This is a genomic window from Devosia sp. LjRoot3, from assembly GCF_964252865.1.
GTDB lineage: Bacteria > Pseudomonadota > Alphaproteobacteria > Rhizobiales > Devosiaceae > Devosia.
Genome location: NZ_CAXUPK020000005.1, coordinates 451,382 through 469,965 on the forward strand (window position 1 = coordinate 451,382; position 18,584 = coordinate 469,965).

Annotated in this window: 19 protein-coding genes; all 19 read right to left on the bottom strand. The window is 57.8% G+C overall.

Translation table 11 applies throughout. The features are described 5' to 3' along the window. Positions 1 to 4 precede the first annotated feature (4 nt). The 19 genes from ACSQ2A_RS19555 to ACSQ2A_RS19645 all read right to left on the bottom strand — a co-directional run bounded on the left by ACSQ2A_RS19555 (position 5) and on the right by ACSQ2A_RS19645 (position 18,173). On the bottom strand, positions 5 to 739 hold the full coding sequence (locus ACSQ2A_RS19555; protein ID WP_436073568.1) for an amino acid ABC transporter ATP-binding protein: 735 nt from the start codon (positions 737 to 739) through the stop codon (positions 5 to 7). Beyond that, complete coding sequence (locus tag ACSQ2A_RS19560) at positions 723 to 1,370, bottom strand: amino acid ABC transporter permease (RefSeq protein WP_436073569.1); 648 nt, start codon at positions 1,368 to 1,370, stop codon at positions 723 to 725. Before ACSQ2A_RS19560 ends, ACSQ2A_RS19555 begins: the two co-directional genes overlap by 17 nt. Positions 1,371 to 1,382: 12 nt before the next feature. Then, positions 1,383 to 2,066 carry an amino acid ABC transporter permease gene (locus ACSQ2A_RS19565; RefSeq protein WP_436073570.1) on the bottom strand — a complete coding sequence of 228 codons (684 nt, stop codon included), beginning with the start codon at positions 2,064 to 2,066 and terminating at the stop codon, positions 1,383 to 1,385. 24 nt (positions 2,067 to 2,090) lie between these two features. Further along, positions 2,091 to 2,897: a transporter substrate-binding domain-containing protein gene (locus ACSQ2A_RS19570; protein WP_436073571.1), complete on the bottom strand. Its 807-nt coding sequence runs from the start codon at positions 2,895 to 2,897 to the stop codon at positions 2,091 to 2,093. 36 nt (positions 2,898 to 2,933) lie between these two features. Further along, positions 2,934 to 4,010, bottom strand: a complete 1,077-nt coding sequence (locus ACSQ2A_RS19575) for an Ldh family oxidoreductase (RefSeq protein ID WP_436073572.1) — start codon at positions 4,008 to 4,010, stop codon at positions 2,934 to 2,936. Position 4,011: 1 nt separating this feature from the next. Further along, positions 4,012 to 4,827, bottom strand: coding sequence for a transporter substrate-binding domain-containing protein (locus ACSQ2A_RS19580; RefSeq protein WP_436073573.1), 816 nt, complete (start codon positions 4,825 to 4,827; stop codon positions 4,012 to 4,014). Positions 4,828 to 4,949: 122 nt separating this feature from the next. After that, positions 4,950 to 5,741, bottom strand: a complete 792-nt coding sequence (locus ACSQ2A_RS19585) for a shikimate dehydrogenase family protein (RefSeq protein WP_436073574.1) — start codon at positions 5,739 to 5,741, stop codon at positions 4,950 to 4,952. Between the two features lie 25 nt (positions 5,742 to 5,766). Next, complete coding sequence (locus tag ACSQ2A_RS19590; protein ID WP_436073575.1) at positions 5,767 to 6,234, bottom strand: nuclear transport factor 2 family protein; 468 nt, start codon at positions 6,232 to 6,234, stop codon at positions 5,767 to 5,769. Positions 6,235 to 6,238: 4 nt separating this feature from the next. Then, positions 6,239 to 6,970, bottom strand: coding sequence for a ribonuclease activity regulator RraA (locus tag ACSQ2A_RS19595; protein ID WP_436073576.1), 732 nt, complete (start codon positions 6,968 to 6,970; stop codon positions 6,239 to 6,241). Positions 6,971 to 7,005: 35 nt separating this feature from the next. After that, positions 7,006 to 8,037, bottom strand: coding sequence for an NAD-dependent epimerase/dehydratase family protein (locus ACSQ2A_RS19600; protein WP_436073577.1), 1,032 nt, complete (start codon positions 8,035 to 8,037; stop codon positions 7,006 to 7,008). Between the two features lie 128 nt (positions 8,038 to 8,165). Next, complete coding sequence (locus ACSQ2A_RS19605; RefSeq protein WP_436073578.1) at positions 8,166 to 9,158, bottom strand: mandelate racemase/muconate lactonizing enzyme family protein; 993 nt, start codon at positions 9,156 to 9,158, stop codon at positions 8,166 to 8,168. 110 nt (positions 9,159 to 9,268) lie between these two features. Continuing rightward, positions 9,269 to 10,948: an IclR family transcriptional regulator domain-containing protein gene (locus ACSQ2A_RS19610; protein ID WP_436073579.1), complete on the bottom strand. Its 1,680-nt coding sequence runs from the start codon at positions 10,946 to 10,948 to the stop codon at positions 9,269 to 9,271. After that, a complete protein-coding gene (locus ACSQ2A_RS19615) occupies positions 10,948 to 11,817 on the bottom strand; it encodes a hypothetical protein (protein WP_436073580.1) in 870 nt (289 codons plus the stop codon). Before ACSQ2A_RS19615 ends, ACSQ2A_RS19610 begins: the two co-directional genes overlap by 1 nt. A 346-nt stretch (positions 11,818 to 12,163) precedes the next feature. Then, positions 12,164 to 12,955 (bottom strand): metallophosphoesterase, encoded by a 792-nt coding sequence (locus tag ACSQ2A_RS19620; protein WP_436073581.1) that lies wholly within the window; start codon positions 12,953 to 12,955, stop codon positions 12,164 to 12,166. A 91-nt stretch (positions 12,956 to 13,046) separates the two neighbouring features. Next, a complete protein-coding gene (locus ACSQ2A_RS19625) occupies positions 13,047 to 13,256 on the bottom strand; it encodes a hypothetical protein (protein WP_436073582.1) in 210 nt (69 codons plus the stop codon). Continuing rightward, positions 13,253 to 15,310 carry an AAA family ATPase gene (locus tag ACSQ2A_RS19630; protein ID WP_436073583.1) on the bottom strand — a complete coding sequence of 686 codons (2,058 nt, stop codon included), beginning with the start codon at positions 15,308 to 15,310 and terminating at the stop codon, positions 13,253 to 13,255. The genes ACSQ2A_RS19625 and ACSQ2A_RS19630 overlap by 4 nt, the downstream gene beginning before the upstream one ends. Positions 15,311 to 15,524: 214 nt before the next feature. Continuing rightward, a complete protein-coding gene (locus ACSQ2A_RS19635; RefSeq protein WP_436073584.1) occupies positions 15,525 to 15,989 on the bottom strand; it encodes a hypothetical protein in 465 nt (154 codons plus the stop codon). Continuing rightward, positions 15,989 to 16,810, bottom strand: coding sequence for a hypothetical protein (locus tag ACSQ2A_RS19640; RefSeq protein WP_436073585.1), 822 nt, complete (start codon positions 16,808 to 16,810; stop codon positions 15,989 to 15,991). Before ACSQ2A_RS19640 ends, ACSQ2A_RS19635 begins: the two co-directional genes overlap by 1 nt. A 70-nt stretch (positions 16,811 to 16,880) precedes the next feature. After that, on the bottom strand, positions 16,881 to 18,173 hold the full coding sequence (locus ACSQ2A_RS19645; RefSeq protein WP_436073586.1) for a hypothetical protein: 1,293 nt from the start codon (positions 18,171 to 18,173) through the stop codon (positions 16,881 to 16,883). Positions 18,174 to 18,584: the final 411 nt, after the last annotated feature.

The window sequence follows — 18,584 nt, forward strand, 5'->3', positions numbered from 1 at the left end:
TTCCTTACGCGTCGGCCGCTTCAGCGATGAATTCGCCAAGTTCCTTCGTCTGTGGCGTGCGCAAAATGTCTGAGGTGCCCATTTCGTGGACCCGGCCATCCCGCATGTAGATCACCTTGTCGGCGACCTTGCGGGCGAACGACATTTCGTGCGTAACCAGCACCATTGTCATTCCTTCGGCGGCCAGCTGCTCCATGACGCGTAGGACTTCGCCCGTCAGCTGCGGGTCGAGGGCAGAAGTCACCTCGTCAAAGAGCATCAGCTTCGGCTCCATGGCGAGGCCCCGGGCGATAGCGACGCGCTGCTGCTGTCCCCCCGAGAGCTGCTCCGGATAGGAGGACAGTTTTTCGAGCATACCGACCTTCTTGAGGACACTCGCGGCCTTATCGCGCGCCTCAGCTCGACCTATCCGGCGAACAAGGCGGAGCGCCAGGGTGACATTCTGCTCTACTGTCAGATGCGGGTAGAGATTGTAACCCTGAAACACGATGCCGACGTCGCGACGTAATGACTTCAAATCTGGATCGGGAGCATCAAGCCGATGCCCGCATACCTCCAGCGTTCCGCCTTGGATGGTTTCGAGGTGGTCCATACAGCGCAAGGCCGTGCTCTTGCCTGAGCCGCTTTGCCCAATGATGGCGGCCACTTCCCCCTTGTTTACCGAAAATGTCACGCCCTTAAGGACCTGCACTTGACCGTAGCTTTTGTGGACATCCACCAGATCAACGATTGGCGACATTGAACTTCCTTTCCAGGATGCGGCTCTGCACCGAAAGGGGGTAGCAGACGGCGAAATAGAGAATTGCGGCCAGTCCGAAATAGATGAAGGGCTGGAACGTGGAGTTGTTGATGATCTTGGCGTTGTAGGAGAGCTCGGCGTAGCCAACGATCAACGAGGCGATCGAGGTGTTTTTGACGATCTGCACCAGGAAACCCACGGTGGGTGGGATGGCGATCCGCATAGCCTGGGGCAGGATAACGGCACGCATCCTCTGCCAACGCGACAAGCCAGCGCATTCGGCTGCCTCCCATTGGGGTTTTGGAACCGCCTGAAAGCACCCACGCCAGATCTCACCAAGATAGGCGCTGCTGTAGATGGACATCCCTGCCGTAGCAGCCCAGAGCGGCGTGGCGGATGGCCAGCCAAGGATATCGGGGCCATAGAAGCAAAGCCCCATCAGCACGAGAAGAGGGATGCCTTGGACCAGCTGGATGTAGCCAGATGCGCACCACCTCACGCCGTTCACGGGCGAAATTCGAGCTAGTGCGACCACAAAACCCATAGCTCCGCCGATCACAAAGGTCAGCGCGCTTAGGAACACGGTGTTCCATAGTCCCCACAGCAGCGATTGAATGAAAATTAGGTTCATGATGCGTGATCCTCAGAGAGGCGTTCCCAGCTTGCGTCGCCGGGGAAAGATGAGCTGACCGAAGAGGAAGAAGGCACCTCGGACGAGTACCGAAAGGACCAGGTAGATCACTCCCAGCACCACGAAAATTTCGAAGTTGCGGAAGGTTTCGCTCTGGATGCGGTTTGATATGCCGAACAACTCTTCGACACCCACGGCCGACAGAATGCTCGAGGCCAACATCAGCAGCACATACTGGCTGGTAAGCGCGGGATAGACCCGTTCAAGCGCAGGCCGGATTATGACATGCAGATAGGTCTGAACCTTGCTAAGGCCTAGGCATTCGGCTGCTTCGAGCTGACCTTTGTTGATAGACTCGATGCCTGCTCGGACGATTTCGGTAGTGTAAGCGCCGATGTTGACAGTCAGTGCGATGGCGGCGCCGACAAAGATAGGCAAGCGAATACCCATGCTGGCGATGCCAAAGATCAGGAAGTAGGACTGGATAAGCAGCGGCGTGTTCCGGATGAACTCGACGTAGGCGGTCACGATGACCTGTGCCCATTTCGGCCCACCGGTCCGCACGACGGCACAGAAGGCGCCGATAAGAATGCCGAGAACTGTGGTAATTGCGGTCAGTCGCAGCGTAACCCAGATGCCTTCGAGCAGCAGGGGCCAGTACGCTAGTACCGCTGCAAAGTTGAATGAATAGTTCATTGGGCCCCTCCTGCTCGTGGCTGGTTATTGGATATTGGCGAGGATATCGGCGGGCAGTTCGGTACCCTGATATTCGCTATAGATTTCGCCGAGCTTGCCGTTCTTAAGGTTCTCGACAACCCAGGCGTCGATATACTCGCGCAGATCTTGATCTTCCTTGCGGATGCCTACGCCAACTCGGAAGTCACGCAAGGTGATCTTTGGCTCAAGGTCCTTGCCTGGATTGCGTTCGTTGATCACGTCGAGCAAGGTCTGCGCCTGTGCGACGAGATCTAGCTGGTCCGAGGCAACCGCGGTGATCGTAGTGGCCTCATCCTCGAACCGAACGATCTCAACGTCGGCGGGAACCGCCTTGGTCAGATCGGTGTCATTGGTCGTGCCTCGGGTCACCGCGATGCGAAGCCCATGCAAATCGTCGACGGTCTTGATGTCCATCGACTTGGGTGCCGCAATGAAAGTGGTCGCTCCCGAATATGGGATCGAAAAGTCGATGGTCTGCTTGCGTTCGTCAGTGATGCTGAGAGCGGACATAATGATGTCTGCACGGTTCGACAGCAAAAATGGGATACGATTGGCACCATTGGTCGAAACGATCTCGAGCTCGACACCAAGCGACTCGGCCAGGAGCTTTGCCGCCCCAACCTCCGAACCAACCGGCTGCAGGTTCTCGTCCTGAAAGGACCAGGGAGGGACACTCAGGTCGATTGCAATGCGGATTTTTCCGTCACTGCGGATGCGCTCCAGAGTGGACTGCGCATGGGCTGAAACATGCAGCGTCGCCGCCAATGTTACGCCGATGGCAATCGCAGAAAATGTCTTCAATAGCTTCATGGTCTCCTCCTGACGAAGCTGGTTGCGACGTTACGACTATCGGGCGCCCGGGAAGGCGATACCGAACTGGTCGAAATAGGGTTTGAGCGGCACAAGGATTTCGTTGGCCAGAAACACACCATCGCGCTCAGCGACGTCGCGCCGACGCCGAGCCTGGTCGCCAGGAAGACGTACCCGGTCGACGCCGGGGCGTGGCGGGTTCTGCCGGCACTGATCGACGAGCCAGTCCATTTCCTCCGCAAATACCCGCTTCCCACCGAATGCCTCCGGATCGATAACCTGGAGGAAGGTGTTCATGACTGTGCCGGACAATTTCTGACGACGGCCCGTGCCACTCAGCCCTTGGGTTAGCGCCTCGACGAGCAGCGCCATGGCATAGCCTTTGTGGCCATGATCAAGACCGCCCACAGGCATAAGAGTGCCCTGCCCTTCAATCAGGACTTTGGGATCTCTGCTCGGGATACCTTGTTCATCGAGCAGCCAATCGTGTTCATAGAGCCCGTCAGCCTTTGCCAACTGAGTTGAACGCTTCACGGTGGTAATCGAGCAGCTGATATCAAGAAGAATCGGGTCCGACCCGGTAGGTATCCCCGCGGCCAATGGGTTGGGCGTGAACACGCCTCGCGTACCGCCGAATGGCGCCACGCCCTGGTGTGCAGGACCAGAGCAAGCAAGGATGACCATCAAGCCTCGCTCGGTCAGTCTCGGCAGATAGGTGGCCAGGGCACCCGTGTGATAACCTTCACCGATCGTGACGGTGACCACACCCTCACGGTCAATGCGTTCCAAAGCGAGATCTATGGCCTGATTGATCAACCATGCGCCCGCAAGACGCCGGCCGTTCCAAGCAACGCATGATGGCCGGTCAGAAATTACCTCGAAGCTGCCTTCGACCAGAAGGTTACCGGAGGCGATCTCATCGAGGTACCACGGCGCAATGGCAAGGCCATGCGTGCTGTGCCCGATAGCGTCGGCCGTCACCAGGGAACTGGCAACATCCAGAGCCATGACCTTCTGCATGCCGGCCGCGGTGAATACCGCAGTGACGGCGTCTCGCAATTCAGAGAACACGAAATGCGAACCGTGAGCCGGGCTAGCGGGCACCGCGTTCATTTTAGTGCCCCGACCACTCGGTGACTTCTGGGGGCAGATCGATGCCGAAAGCGCCACTGTAGATCGTGTTCAGGGAGCCGTCTGCCAGACCGTCTGCGACCCACGCATCAAGTTTGTCACGCAGGGCATCCTGGCCCTTGGCGACCCCAATACCGGTGACATTGGTCTTGAGGACGATCAAGGGGCGCACGTCCATCCCAGGATTCTGGGCATTGACGGTGGTCAAGAGTGCGGGAGCCGTGACGTAAAGATCTGCCTGGCCAGTCAAGAGAGCTGTGATGGCCGTGGAGTCATCCTCAAGACGAACGATGTCGGCGCCTTCCGGGGCATCCTTGGTGATCTGCGTATCGTTGGTGCTGCCGCGAACGACTGCGATACGCTTTCCAACGAGATCATCCAAGCTATCGACACCCGACGCTGCCGGACCGCCGACCACGATCTGGATGGCGCTGTACGGGCGGGAGAAATCGATGACTTCCTTGCGTTCGTCCGTGATCGAAAGCGTAGAAATCACCACGTCAGCGCGATTGGTCTGAAGATAGGGAATGCGGTTGGCAGCGGAAGTTGGGACAAGCTCAGCCACTACGCCCCAGTCCGCAGCAAGCTTCTTGGCGAACTCGACTTCAGAGCCGACATACTGACCGGAAGCGTCGAGCGAGGAATAGGGTGGCGCCGCAGGATCAATCGAAATGCGGATCTTGCCTGCGGCCTCGATGTCCGAGAGCGCGTCGGCGTGAACCGCAACCGGCGTTAGCGCGCTCGCGGCCAGCATCAGCACGAGGACAGTACGGCGCGTGAAACGATTTCTCGTGGTCATGGTTTGATTTCCTCCTAGGTTTCGCGTTTGCCGCGATGTCTCAAACTTACGGTATTGCGACCTCGAAGTAAGCCGAACACGCGCCTCTTGGTGGTCGAGCGTCTCACTTCGTGAGATTCAAATTAGCGAGTAGTCATGAAGTCGAAGAGCAATTGCATCTGCCCTTCGAGCATGTGTGTGCCATCGCGAGTCACACACCCGCGAATACTGGCTTCCATCAGGAGCTTAGTGGGGACAGGATCGGTAATGACGTCAGCAACGACGGTGAGAGCCGAAAGTCCTGAAGGATCAACCGGAAGCGGGTCGGACTCCTTGAAGCCCGCGTAGCTGGCATTGATCACGACATCAAAGCCAGCAACCTCGCCGCTGCCTTTAGATGCTCGGCCTGGGTAGTGCTTTTCCAAAAGGGCGAGCAACGCATTCTGCTTGTCCACATCGGGATCGTGCAGGGCAAGCCGCGTCGCTCCAGCTTCGAGCATTGAGACCGCGATCGACGATCCAGCCCCGCCGGCACCAGCCACATAGACCGTCTTTCCGACCACATCCTGTCCAGCGTTCAGCAACCCCTGCAGCATCCCGGCGCCGTCAAAATTGTCGCCGTACCAGGTGTTGTCGCTTTGGCGTCGCATCGCGTTGACAGCACCAAGAATGGCTGCGCGAGGCGATAGTTCAGAACAGTGTCGAGAGGCGCCAAATTTGTGAGGAAGGGTCACAAGGATGGAGTCCACGTTGGGCATCGCCATCAGTTCGGGCAGCGTTGTGTCGAGCCGATCAGGCAGGATTTGAATAGGAACGAGCAGCCCGTCGTACCCTGCTTTTTGCATGCGATCGGTCAACCACCCGGGTGCCAGCACCTGTGAGATCGGCGAGCCGATAAGCAGATTGATCCGAGTTTTGCCTGTGAGTGCGGTCACTGGACGAGCCTCTCGTTGAAGTTTGTTAGTCGAGTTTTGGCGGCAGCGATGGCGACGCCATTGCAAACCCCCGCCCCTCGTAATCGAAATCGTGGAGCGCATTCAGCGGTCGGGACTTATCAACCGGAGAAGCGTAATAAGCTCGGATCTCGACGATATGCTCGATGGCCTCGTCGAAGACGTACCACTCGTCGCCACGTAAGGTTTCACCGACCGCGGTTTTCCAGTGTGTCCATTCGATGACCGCTTCCAGGCCATCGGCTCCGGCAAGCACCTTCTCGATCGTCCACTGCGAACCGAGCGTCTTCACGCACCAGACCCACCCATCCGCGATGGCCTGGGCACTCCTCCATGGGGCGCCCGGCAGACCGGGAGGAAAGTAGTGGACAGCATCAGGCGTGAAGCATGCAACGAGACCAGCGTGGTCAGCGGCGTTGCAGGCAGCGAAATAGCGGCGGATGAGAGCCTCAGCTTTGAGCGCAGCTTCGGTCATCGTGCTATTTCCCGTTCTCCGCACGCCAGGAAGCGTATTCGGCCAGAGTTTGCTCGTTGGGTGGATAGACACCCCAAAGGGGCTGGCCCGCATCGATCTTGGTGAAAAGGAACCGCTCGCGCATTTCCTGTTCGTATGCTGCCTCGGCCAGGACTGGTGCGAGATGCCGCGGAATGACTACGACGCCATCGGCATCGCCAACAATTACGTCGCCTGGATACACAGCCACACCCGCACACCCGATCGGGCGCTGCATATCGATGGCACGGTGATAGGCCGGTCGGGTGGAAGCGGTGTTGGCGGCGCAATATGCCGGGAAATTCATGCGAGAGATTTCCGTGCCATCGCGAAAGGCGCCATCGGTAATGGCGGCAACGACACCCTTTCGCATCAATCGGGTCATCAGCATATTGCCGGCAGAGGCTGCACGCGGGTCGTTGCGGCTGTCGATGACGAGGACCTTACCAGGCTCGATCGCCTCAACGGCCTCCCACTGGAGATTGTCATCGCCACGCTTGGCGAGGTCGCCAAGATCCCAGTCCTTATCCTCGCGGGAGGGAATGAAGCGAAGGGTAAACGCCTCCCCCGCAAAGCTTCCGGCATCCCTGCTGAGGGCATTCAGCCCCACAAGAAATTGCTGCCGGAAGCCATGCTTGAACAGCTGGGTGGTCAGGGTGGCCGTGCTGGCCTGTTTCAGCTTATCCAGGATATCCTGGGTGATGACGATATCGCTCATCTGAGACTCCGCTTGACGCAGTGCGACTGGTTTATTCACTTGGATTTGGTCCGGCCGACGGCTTCGTCGACCATGTCAAACAATGAGTATTGAGGCTGGAAACCCAGGATGGAGCGCGCTTTGACGCTGCTGCCGTGGGTACGCCCGAGGGGCACAGGAATATGGGCCTCGACGTAGCGGCGGCCTGTGGCTTCGGCGAGATAGGGGATGAATTCGGCAAGGCTGACCGGGCTGACCGGAGCGATGTTAAAGGTCTCTCCGATCGCCTCGGGCTTGTCGTGAATGAGAAGAAGCCCCTGCACGATGTCACGTACGTCGACCAGTTCCTGGGTGTGCGGCTTGCCGTTCTCGTCGTAGGTGAGCAGCAGCGGCTCGTCATCACCCATTAGCGGCTCGAGGATGTCGAGCACCTTGCGCAGCTGGTCGTCGCTATTGGCTCCTGCATGATGGGTGCTGCTGGCCTTGAGACTTTTGACACGCGCATTCACATAGAAGGCAGCGCCAGAGTATTCGCCATTGGGATCGATCAGTTCATGAGCGGCTTCGGTATGGGAGAAGACCGCAATGCTGACATCGAGATTGGCTTCGGAGCGGTTGTAGAACTTGGCCATCTCCTCGCCCAGCACCTTGGACATGCCATAGAAGGTGTAAGGCTCGTGAGGATGCAATTCGTCAGTCGGGCGATAGCGCGCAAAGCGCGTAGGATAAACCTGATCGCTCGACGCAAAGACCATGCGCACCTTGCGCTGCTTGGCCTGCTCCGCTGCGGCACGCAGCACATTGTAGGTGCCGACCACGTTGACATCCCACAGGAGGTCTCGCGCCGTGGGCTGGAACGAAATGACAGCAGCCATATGAAAGATCGAGGACACGCCCTCGACGGCCCGCTGCACGGTATCGAGATCAGCAAGGCTGCCCGTGATGCACTCAACGCCTCGCGCCTCGGCGGCGGCTCGGTTGGGATCATTGGGAACAGCAATGGTTCTGACGGACAAACCGCGCTGCTGCAGTGCGGTGGCCAGCGTCCCACCAACCCGGCCGGTTGCACCCGATACAAAAACGTCCATTCTTCTCTCCCAAGGATCGTCAAGAGCCGGCAGACCTTGGTCATCCGGTGTCGTCACCTTGAAAGAGTTGGAGGTTGAATGGAAGCGCAGATCTCGCGCGCCTCCTTGGGTCATCTCATATGATGAGACTATTCAGAAATTACGAAGCGTTCCAATGTCTTCATCTCAGGCGTAAAGCCGATACCGGGACCTACCGGCACGATCATCTTGCCATTTTCAAGCGCGGGCGGCTGCTGCAGCCAGCCCTCGGGATCGACGAATAGGTATTCCAGAAGGGACTCTTGCGGCAGTAGCGGTGCCATCGCAAGGGTCGCAAAGAAGCCGGGACCAAAATATGGGGTATGGGGCATGACCAGCTTGCCGAGGCTTTTGGCGGTTCGACACACGCCTAGGAACTCCGAAACACCACCCACCTTCGTCATGCTCGGCTGAGGGTAACGCAATGACTCGCTCACGCGGGTGAAGTCGAATGCGGTCGAAGCATTCTCACCAGCACCAACAGCCATCCCTGCAGCTTCAATGAGTTTGTGGCCACGATAGTCGTCTGGTGGAAAGATTGGCTCCTCTATCCACAAGACGTTGCTTTGCTTCAGAGAAGGAATTTGCGCGATTGCCTCATCGGTCGTCCAGGCACAGTTGGCGTCGACCATTAAGACGGCGTCCGGTCCAATGACTTCCCGCGCTGCGGCGATGATCGTGGGATCAACCTCATGTAGTTTGATGTGATGGAAACCCAGATCGATAGCTCGCTGGCAATGATGGCGGACCAAGTTGATATCGCCGTAGCGGACGAGACTGGCATAGGCGTCTATTGCTCGCGGCTCGATTGTGGTGCCAGACACCTCCGCGGCCAAAGTCTTATTCGATCGCTTGGCCTGAAGATCCCACAATGCGATATCAACGCCCGATAGCGCGAACGTGGTGATCCCGTACCGACCGAAGAGGTGGAGCTTCTTCTGCACCTCCAAGTTCCACGCCGGAATGTCCCCAATGGAGCGCCCGACGACGATGGGCGCAATCATGTCGGTGACGGCTGCATGAGTGGCGCGTGTGCAGAAATATGAGAAGGAATCCCCCCAACCGACATTCCCGTCTTCGTCTTCTACGCGCACAAGAACCATGTCTAGTGTGTGCCAACGAGATGGGGTAGCACCGGTCCCCTCCCCGCCATCAACGAACGGAATGGAGACAGGAAAGGTCGTCAGGGAGGTAATGGGTGGAATTGTTTGCATCAGAGGATTGGAGCGAGAGTGGTAACTGAAGATGGAGTGCTCAACTGGTCGTCTTCCAGCTCGAGCACGTGGCCCGATAAAGGCGCGTGCATCAGCGCCTCGCGGTTAAGTCCGAGCCGAGCACTGGTAACGAATATCCGATCGTAATTCTCGCCCCCGAAGCAAATGCCTGTCGGGGCGGGCACTGGCACTGCAATGGTACGATCGAAATCGCCATCTTCGTTGAGCCGGATCACGCTCCAACCCTCGGTCATGGCAACCCAAACCCTTTCGTTGCCATCAAGGGCAAGCGCTGCGGGGGATCCAGCAACCTTCGGCAGGTCCGCAAAAATGCGTTTCCGCCTGTCCTGCATCGACAAGTGGTAGATCGCTCCTCGGGCCGGCACCGATGCATAAATGGCCGACCCGTCTCGCGTAGCCACCATTGCGGCAACGGTATCCGGAAGCTCAAAGGCTATCTGGATTTGACCAGTGTTTGTGTCCATCGGCCCCACAACACCAACATCCGATCCAGGGCGAGTCCCGGCGACCCAGAGACCACCGTCAGGCATAGCGAGGAGCGAGGATAACTGCATGCCCTCTTCGACGGTTCGCAGGGTGAGTTCCCCCTCCAGCGACAGAAGCCCAATGCGGGTGGTGCTGGCGAAGACTATACCCTGCTCATGGGGGGCTGCACCTACGAGACTCTCCCCGAGCGCGTCCAGGGCAAAAACATCCCCTGGGCCGCGAAGCCCGTGAACAGACGGAGCAAGGTTGTCGACCCAACATAGGCCAGCCCTGTCAGCGTTCCAGAAGGGTGATCCTGTCACGAAGCCCGCAGTCTCCGTGACCTGATGAATATCTGGATGGCGCGCGCGCGCTTCAAACAGATAGGGCGCCAATTGATCCGAAATTCGTCGGGCTGCTGCTGCGATCTCTCGTCCAAGCTGCTCGGCCCGCTCCACCGTCATTCGGTACACAGGGCCAGCGACGCTGATTGCTGCAATAGGACGTCCCGATCGGTCCGTGACAGCTGCACCGACGCAACGGGTCCCTTCGACAATTTCTTCGTCGTCTGTGGCGTAGCCGCGTGCCCGGATAATCTGCAGCTGAGTTTTGAGAGCGACCGGGTCCACGATCGTGTGCGGGGTGAACTTCTCCATGCCGTCGCTGAGTATCGCATCGACTTGCGCCTCGCTTAGACCTGCCAGGATGGCCTTCCCTTGGCTTGTGCAGTGCATAGGCTTGAGAGCACCCAGGCGGGCGTTGGAGCGACGGGAATGCGCGCCCTCGAACCGACCGAGGGCTAGGACATGGCGCTTTTCCTGAACCGCCAGGTAAGCTGTCTCGCCCGTCATATCGCGAAGCCGGCGCAACTCTGCCGAAGCCACGGAGGCAAGATCGGCAGATGACCAAACGTTCTGCGCCAGCTCAAGAAACTGAAAACCCAAGGTGTAGTTTTGGGTGACTGGATCTACCCGGATCAGCCCACGGGACGTGAGAGCGGAGAGGATGCGATAGAGCGTTGCTCTGGCAATTCCCGTCGCGCTCGACAACTCCGCAAAGCTGACCTTGCCCGGCGAATTCCCAATACGAGTCAGGACTTCGGTCGCCTTCCCGATCAAGGCGGCGCCCTTCACGCTGCCTTTGGGCGCATCCTCATCTTCCCAATCGGTTGGTGTGTCTCGTTCCGTTGCCATCACCTTGCCGCCTCGCTTCGCCCTCGAATTGTCATCGATATGGTCGCAGAAAGATCTTCGTCCGGATCCAAGGTGCGTGTGCCTGTCCCGAGGACGCCACGCTCATGAAGATTGAAGCCATTGGCGAGGTGAGAAACGGGCTCAACGCAAACATAGTCCCCATCGCCCTTATGAAGGACGAGATGACTCATCACCGGCGTCACCGACAGGTCGACATCCAGACCACTCGCGGTCTTCAGATTTAGATGTGACCAGCATGAGAGATACTCCGTTCCCGTCACCGGCGCAGGATGGTGGTGCTGAATGCTGGAGCGAGTTCCCCTAGGAAGGTAGTCCGGTCTGAGCGGCCAGACAAACTCGGCGTCATGCGCCACATCGAGACACCCCGCGACATATGGATGCCAGCCTAATCCCGCTGGCATTTTCATATTCGATTTATTGGTGACTGACAGTGAGAGTTCCAAGCCGTCGGGCCGCAGCGCGAAAACCTGACGGACTTGAAAAGCCCATGGCCAATTTTCGTCTGCAGCTCGCACTAATTCCAGGGTGGCATGATGATCGGATTGGAACACCAATCTCCAGCGTTCACGCTGCGCCGGCCCATGAAGAGAATGGGGAAGCGCGTCGGGATGCGGCGCGATTTCGTAAACCTTGCCGACAACAGCAAGACGCCCATCCTCGATCCGATTATGATAAGGGACCATGGGATACGCGCCCGCCCGCGGCCATCTTACGGGATCGAAGGTATCGGAACCCAACGGAACGAGCACATCGACGCCGTCTAAACTCAGTCGAGCAACTCGCCCGCCGAAATCGGGAATGAGTTCGAGCAGCATGCCGTGATGCTGCAAAACAACGCGATCTGTCACTGCAGGCCTCCAGTCCTAGGAGCAAGGTATTGGGACTTTTTACACCCCGTCAATGAGAGGAACGCCTGTTCGTCCCATATGATGAGATTGAAAGGGGGCGAGAGACTCGGACTGGCGAATGTCTCATTGCCAAAAGGGGTGACCCGATTTCAGGTTGCGGGCCAAGGAACCCGCCCGTGTCGCTGCAAGCCCACTCACACCGCGAACTGATAGAAGCGGAATTAAACGTCCGGCTCTTCATCTCATTCCGAGGGCATGCAGAATGCGAAGCCCCCGGTTGCATTGACCTGTGTGTTCCAGAGAGGAAATGTCCGCTGTGCGCCAAGGCGTTGATCGGCTCCTAGCGCTATATTTCGAATACTAAGCCAGGCGTGAACCCAAGGATTTTCTCGTTCCTATATCCAAGAGGATTGCATCGAACGTGGGTCTCGCCCACGAAGTAGTCGAAGGCGGTGTGCGTATGCCCATGAACCCAAAGTGCCGGCTGGTGACGACTAATCACCGCGCTCAGGTCGGACACAAAGCCGGCGGTGATGGGATCCCTCGCAAACTGTGGTGCGATGGACAACGGGTGCGGCGCGTGATGACTGACCACGACCCGGCAACCGTTTTGCCGAGACAAGACATCCTCCAACCAGAAACGGGATTGGAAATGCTGAATCCGGGCCATTTCGGGCGTCCAGATTTCAGGTGAGCCCTGGCTCGGCCTTATCAGTCGGAAATCGTTTAGCGCGCGCCCAACCTCAGCCATTGCGTGATCCCGCTTCCTCAAATCGTCGCCAGCGAAAACTGAGAAGTCCGACCATAAAGTGGTGCCCGCATACAAGACGCCGCCTATCGTGACGGTCGTGTCGTCGAGCAGATCAATGCCGAACCTTTCGGCGGCCATTTTCGTCCGTTGGCGGTCTCTCTCCATGCTGCTGTCGAGATTGTAGAACTCATGATTTCCCAAGACGAAAATCACCCTCATTAGCGGCCTGATGTTTTTGGCGAGCCAGTTGATGCCTCCGACGGGGTCGGATTCGATCAGGTCCCCAGCGCAGATGCACAAGTCGGCATCCGGAATTCGCGGAAATACCCGCTCGATCGGGATATCTTTGTGTGGAAGATGCGTATCGCTGAATATCCAAACTCGCATGGCATAGCTCCGCCCTGCCCGAAGCGCAGGGCTAAAATTGGTGTGACGATGGGGAAAATGGGCAGGGGAGCCCCCCCTGCCCGATCAACAGCTACTGCGTCGGCAAGGTTACGCCGAAGCGCTTGCGCAATCTGGCGAATTCAACTCGCCGATTGAGGACCTTCGCGATTTCGCCGAGGACCTCGTCGGCATCGAGATCGTACTGCGCCGAGAAGTTTTCGGCCGCATCTAGAAGGCGGTCGACCTCCTCTCGGGCGTGTCCGCCGAGAGCACCTGCAGAATATCCGAGGAACCGGCTCATTCTGCAGCCTCGTTCGTGTTCGCGTTCGCCGTCAGGGCGAAGCTGTCGACGATCTCGTTCACCTCTTCGCCGGAGAGGTAGCGACGCGCGCAGAGTTCATCAGCCAGGCGCAGCAAGACATCCTGATTTTCCTTCAGGATGGTCGCGGCTCGCAGTTCCGCGGCCTCCAAGCGCTTGCCGATCGCGCCCAACAATACCCCGCCGGAATAGAGACGGTCGGCCGGCTGCCCGAGGACGTACGCAGGGCCAAAAACGCCCAGGCCGTACTGGCTTTCAAGCTTGCGCGCCATTTCCGTCGCACGCGCTAAGTCCGAAGAACCACCGTTTCCAGCGCCGATGCTTGCACTCCCGAGCACAAGGATTTCCGCAGCGCGACCTGCCAGCGCAACGACGATATGACGTTCGACCTCCGATGCTGTCATCGTTCCGCGAATTTCTGCCTGCAGCTCGGCTTCACCGCCGTTTGCGTGAAGGGAGACGCCCACGACATCCCCAGCGCCGAGGAGAAGTGATGCCAGCACATGGCCAGCTTCATGCAACGCGACGCGTCCGAGATGGTCTTCTGGAAGTGAATGTCGCCCGTTCCATATCTGGACAAGAAGGTCGTCAGGCTCGATTTCGCGATGAGCACGGCGGGCTGCCGCCTTGGCGCGACGGACCCAGGCCTGCACGTCGGCGCCTGTCGCACCACGTGACGCCATAGCTATTGGCATCAAGTCGACATCAGCGAGAACTGCCTCACCGATGTGAAATCTGAAGATTTTCGCCAGAGAATCCAGGTCGGGCTTTTCTAGCTCGATATGGTGATCAAGTCGCCCTGCCCTGACAATTGCTGGGTCGATCCGATCTGGATGGTTGGTAGCTGCGACGACCACCACACCTTCCCGATCTTCTACGCCGGCCAGACATTCGAGCAGCAGGTTGACGATCTGGCTCCAGTATTCGACGTAGTCCCCGCTGAGGTTTGCGCGATTGCTGATGCCGTCAATTTCGTCGATGAACAAAACACTGGGTGCCGAGCGCTTGGCCTGCCCGAAGACGTCTCGAATGGCCTGAAGGGTGCCGGACAAATAGCTCGAAGCGTTCCACTCAGCGACCGACGTCGCAATAAGTGGAATATTAGCGGACTTCGCTAATGCCTTGGCAAATTGAGTTTTCCCTACTCCAGGAGGGCCGCTGAGCAGCAGGCCGCTATGGTCCACATCAGACCAAGCAAGGCGCCCTGACCGGTACTCGCTGATGTCTTCAATCAGCTCAAGTCCCCAGTGCATCGCTTCGCCGTACCCCGGCAGTTGTTGCAACGTCGGGCCATCAATGTCGACGTTCGTCTTCTTGCCGACCATATCTGCGAGGCGCTCAAGGCACTGTTGGGGAGTGAGGTCTCTGTGGATGGCAAGGGACAGGTCCGTGTAGTCGACATTCTGCAGCAACTGCTCGTCGATCTGGCCGTCATAGGGAATGCCAGTGATTGCTTCCAAGACCAAGCTGAGCGACCAGCGGTCGATCGGTGGGATCGAGATTTCATACTGCATCATGCGAATGAGGCTGCTCGGCAACTGCTTCCTTGGCGAGGGAGCAATGCCGACGATCGGCCAGCTCCTGTTTCGCGCCTCGACCACATCAGCATTGCCGCGGCTGGGTGTGTGGGATTTGTCGGAACCGTCTCGTGCGATCACGTGCCGGCGGTTGGGAGCTGCGGGCAAAACGCATGCGGTGACGACGTCGCTTATCTGCTCAACCAGGTCGGAGACGCGCGTATTTATGACCACGATGGGGCTCTCCTTGCGCAGGAGGCGCGCAAGGTTGTTGTGTTGCGCGATTTCACGAGCGAGCAGAACGGCGGCCATGGCCACATCGGCGCGCATTTGTGGAGATGACTTGCTATCGACGGATTCTAGGTCGTCGAGGACCGTATCGACCAGATTGCTGTGGGCGTGATTTCCACGCAGCATGCTTCTCTTCATTTTGATGCCTTCGGCCTGAGCCAAGGCGTCCAAATAGGCGCGCGCGAGGATGTCTGCCTGCGCTTGGTTGTGTGCGGATGTCTCTTGCATCACGTCCTCCATAAGTGGCCGCCCCTGGCCACGGAAGGATCGCGGTCAGCTCATAGCGGCGGGTTTTTCGGGGAGGTCACGTGCTGCATACGTGAGCGAGAAGAGATAAGAACAAAAACAGAACAAGGTCAAGGCGTGGTGGCAGAAATTAGTCGGATAACAAGCAGCCGACTGCTACGTAGCCGGTTGCTTGGCATTCTCCGCCAATTGGGCATCAGCGATTGTTTGAAGTCGGTTTCGCCTGATTTCCTAGCTGAGACAGGCTTTCCAGGCACCTTCTGAGGTGCCCCTCTGCTTGCGATACGAAGTGTTTGGACACCTCCACTCGGCCAGGGTCAGGCTTCAGTTCCCCGGAACTCATTTGAACGAGCTGATCCGCAATCATCGAAAGGTTGTCGGCAAGACTACAAACGGTGAACGCCGCATTGTCGAACGAAATGCTCGCGGAAAGGGCCGTTTCCGCCTCTGGCCCGACGTCTGTATCGACGTCGATATCGAGGTCGACGAACGGTACAAGAAGCAGATTTTCTGACCCTACCAATTTGCCGACAGAGACCAGCAATGTCATGTTTGTCGAGCCCACATATTCCAGCTCGTGGGCGAGATTGCCTGGCAGAGCAATCTGCGCGATTGGGATGTCGTCGCTATTCGGATCCATGATCACCTCTTCGACGCTCATTATTTTGGTCTCGTCTTGGAAGCCGTCGATCCAATTGCAAACGGGGCGTCGGCAGTGTGCGCAACGGTCATGCTATGAATCGTTTCGATGAAGTTTGCGCTACCAACGTCAATGTTCACATAGCGCATGATCCTAGAGGGCCGCTCTATCTCTTCTATGACAAGCCCGGGTTGCTGCAGCGGCTTGCGGGGATTTCGACCCGCTGTGTGCACTCCACGCCAGTGGTGGTGGCGTCGACTGACGACTTTGCCACTTCTGCTACGCTGTATTGCGTCATCGAGCTCAGCGAGACGTTCCTGGCCAGTGCGACTCAACCTCAGCAATACCTTCCTGCCATGCATTGTTTTCTCGATCAGCCCAGCCTGCGAGGCGAGGTTGATCACGCGGGTCAAATTCGACTGGTTCAGCCCAAGGTCACGGCCAACCGTATCCCTTTCACTTTGAACACCGTGCGCATCCCTGAGGTAACGCAACAGTTCGACGACATGCTTCTTTGACAGAACCTCGTTTTCCGACCGCAGCTCTGAAACTGAGATCGACTCGTAGATCAGCTCGTACAGCGTTTGGATCTGCGCAGCTATCACCGGAAAATCGTCGACCAGGGCCGCATCGACCTTCCGATAAAGATCATACCACCCTCGCAATTCCGCATCGCGCCGACGATCATCGAGAGCCTTCCAAACCCAGGATCGGAAGGCTGCGAGAATACGCATGGCTGCGTGGTCTGAACCCTCGTCAAGAATGCTAGCCACCACGACCCTGGCACTTGGCAGGTCGATGTCGGCGCGAGCGATGAGGTCGAGGTCGTAGTTCTGGTTCATACCCGTATCTTGAGTGTTCATTACTAAGAAACCTTTACAACCTTTCACATTGCTACAGCATTGTGCAACATCAAGTAGCGAAGTTTCCCGTGTACGATCTTGCACTTTCTGTCTGCAGGGTTACTGCCCCTGCAGCTTGAGGGTTCTCGACCATACCCATGACCCACGCTACAGGGTCCCTCGTCCCATCATCAGGCTGTTGAACAACGAAGGCCCGAGTCCCTCGTTCCACAGCCAGGTACGCGGCCGAAATCTTGTGCCCATCCAGAGTCTTGCTGCCGCCCATCGAGGGGACGAGGAAAATATCGACATCCAGCCGAGCCAGTTCACTGAGCCGAGACGGGTCACAAAAATCCTTACATATTGCGACCGCAACAATGTAGTCGTCGGTGACCACGACGGGGATAGAAAGCCCTAACTCGATATCTTCGTAGCCGATGGCGCCGGAGTAAAAGGACGAGATTTTTTCGTAGGTCGCGACCACCTTGCCATACGCGTCCAGGATGGGGGCAGAGTTCCACCATTTCCCATCGCGCTCGACGTGCCAGCTGCCGGCAACGACAACCTGGAGATCGGTTTGCTCTTTTGTGATGCGCTGCTTTCCGAGACCTCGGCGGATCGTTTTGAGTCGCGCTGGGGGCACAGTGAGTTCAGGCCAGACCACGGTAAAGACCCCGGGCTCTAAGGCCTCCTGCAGATGCGTCGCAAGGACAGCATCAGCATCGTCGAGTTTTGCATCGAAAGCGCGAAAGCTAGGGCCCCCTTCCCGTTCCGAAGTTGTCCGCGTATCGAGGGCCAGCCCCGGGAAAGCCGCGGCTACGCCGATGATCGGAAGCTCTCCTTCCTGTGCAGCCATGGTATTTGCGAAATGCACGTGAACGGGAAGTCCACCAACGATCTTTGGAATAACTCGGTGATGGATCAGACCACGCTTTGAATAGCTTTGATTGGGTTTGAGCCGGGTGGCGGGACGCGGGCGCTTCCTGCGGATAATATACCCATCGACGTCGTCGCTTGTGATGTCATGAAGCGCCTGAGGGCCGAGGGAAGCGGCGAACTCCAGGAGCAGGCTATCGAGAGCCCTAGCAACTCCAGCCAGCACCAAAACCATATCTTTTTCAGTCAATGTCTCGCGAAGCGATGGTGCACCCGCTGAGAGCACTTGAAACCATTTGTCTTGCTGCGCCTGGAGCGATGCTTCCTGCAGCATCGTATACGCGTTGTGAAAGTCCCGGTCTGGCCTCGTCAAAAACTCGTCCAGCGCAAATAGCGCTCGTTTCACCGACCGTTCAGTCGGCTCGTACTCGTGAAAAATCTCTGCAAAGGCAGACGCCGCGTCGGCCCGCCATATGGAAAGGGACATCAATGCATCGCGTAATCTAAACTTGAATGGAAAACATATGTGTTCGATTCGAGGAAAATCCGGAAGTCCTCATCGCCGACATGATGCAAAGCCAGACGATCATGCTTCAGCCAGGTGGACATATTCTTGTTGAGAATTACCGCCTATTCCGACAGGCGACATCTTCGGGCGCTGGCGAAGCCGGACCAACGAGCAAGCTGGCAATAGCTCGCTATCGACACGTCGCACGTGCCTGCAGGCACAGGCGCGGGCCAGCTAGAACGCTAAAATCCAAATGATTGGCGTAGCAGAGAATTTGCGGCACTGAGCTAGTTAAGCAGGATGAATGAACGTCCTCGCGTCACCACAAAGCCTACCGATCTTCAACCGCAGAGAGGCGAGTCCGTCTCCGGTTTCTTTTTGCGCATGGGA

What these genes read in the sequence shown, in the direction of transcription:
- ACSQ2A_RS19620 (WP_436073581.1), bottom strand. Translation starts at nt 12,955, where the DNA reads ATGCGAGTTTGGATATTCAGCGATACGCATCTTCCACACAAAGATATC.
- ACSQ2A_RS19595 (WP_436073576.1), bottom strand. Translation starts at nt 6,970, where the DNA reads ATGAGCGATATCGTCATCACCCAGGATATCCTGGATAAGCTGAAACAG.
- ACSQ2A_RS19565 (WP_436073570.1), bottom strand. Translation starts at nt 2,066, where the DNA reads ATGAACTATTCATTCAACTTTGCAGCGGTACTAGCGTACTGGCCCCTG.
- ACSQ2A_RS19600 (WP_436073577.1), bottom strand. Translation starts at nt 8,037, where the DNA reads ATGGACGTTTTTGTATCGGGTGCAACCGGCCGGGTTGGTGGGACGCTG.
- ACSQ2A_RS19605 (WP_436073578.1), bottom strand. Translation starts at nt 9,158, where the DNA reads ATGGTTCTTGTGCGCGTAGAAGACGAAGACGGGAATGTCGGTTGGGGG.
- ACSQ2A_RS19640 (WP_436073585.1), bottom strand. Translation starts at nt 16,810, where the DNA reads ATGAACCAGAACTACGACCTCGACCTCATCGCTCGCGCCGACATCGAC.
- ACSQ2A_RS19625 (WP_436073582.1), bottom strand. Translation starts at nt 13,256, where the DNA reads ATGAGCCGGTTCCTCGGATATTCTGCAGGTGCTCTCGGCGGACACGCC.
- ACSQ2A_RS19555 (WP_436073568.1), bottom strand. Translation starts at nt 739, where the DNA reads ATGTCGCCAATCGTTGATCTGGTGGATGTCCACAAAAGCTACGGTCAA.
- ACSQ2A_RS19570 (WP_436073571.1), bottom strand. Translation starts at nt 2,897, where the DNA reads ATGAAGCTATTGAAGACATTTTCTGCGATTGCCATCGGCGTAACATTG.
- ACSQ2A_RS19630 (WP_436073583.1), bottom strand. Translation starts at nt 15,310, where the DNA reads ATGCAAGAGACATCCGCACACAACCAAGCGCAGGCAGACATCCTCGCG.
- ACSQ2A_RS19580 (WP_436073573.1), bottom strand. Translation starts at nt 4,827, where the DNA reads ATGACCACGAGAAATCGTTTCACGCGCCGTACTGTCCTCGTGCTGATG.
- ACSQ2A_RS19635 (WP_436073584.1), bottom strand. Translation starts at nt 15,989, where the DNA reads ATGAGCGTCGAAGAGGTGATCATGGATCCGAATAGCGACGACATCCCA.
- ACSQ2A_RS19590 (WP_436073575.1), bottom strand. Translation starts at nt 6,234, where the DNA reads ATGACCGAAGCTGCGCTCAAAGCTGAGGCTCTCATCCGCCGCTATTTC.
- ACSQ2A_RS19645 (WP_436073586.1), bottom strand. Translation starts at nt 18,173, where the DNA reads ATGTCCCTTTCCATATGGCGGGCCGACGCGGCGTCTGCCTTTGCAGAG.
- ACSQ2A_RS19610 (WP_436073579.1), bottom strand. Translation starts at nt 10,948, where the DNA reads ATGGCAACGGAACGAGACACACCAACCGATTGGGAAGATGAGGATGCG.
- ACSQ2A_RS19560 (WP_436073569.1), bottom strand. Translation starts at nt 1,370, where the DNA reads ATGAACCTAATTTTCATTCAATCGCTGCTGTGGGGACTATGGAACACC.
- ACSQ2A_RS19575 (WP_436073572.1), bottom strand. Translation starts at nt 4,010, where the DNA reads ATGAACGCGGTGCCCGCTAGCCCGGCTCACGGTTCGCATTTCGTGTTC.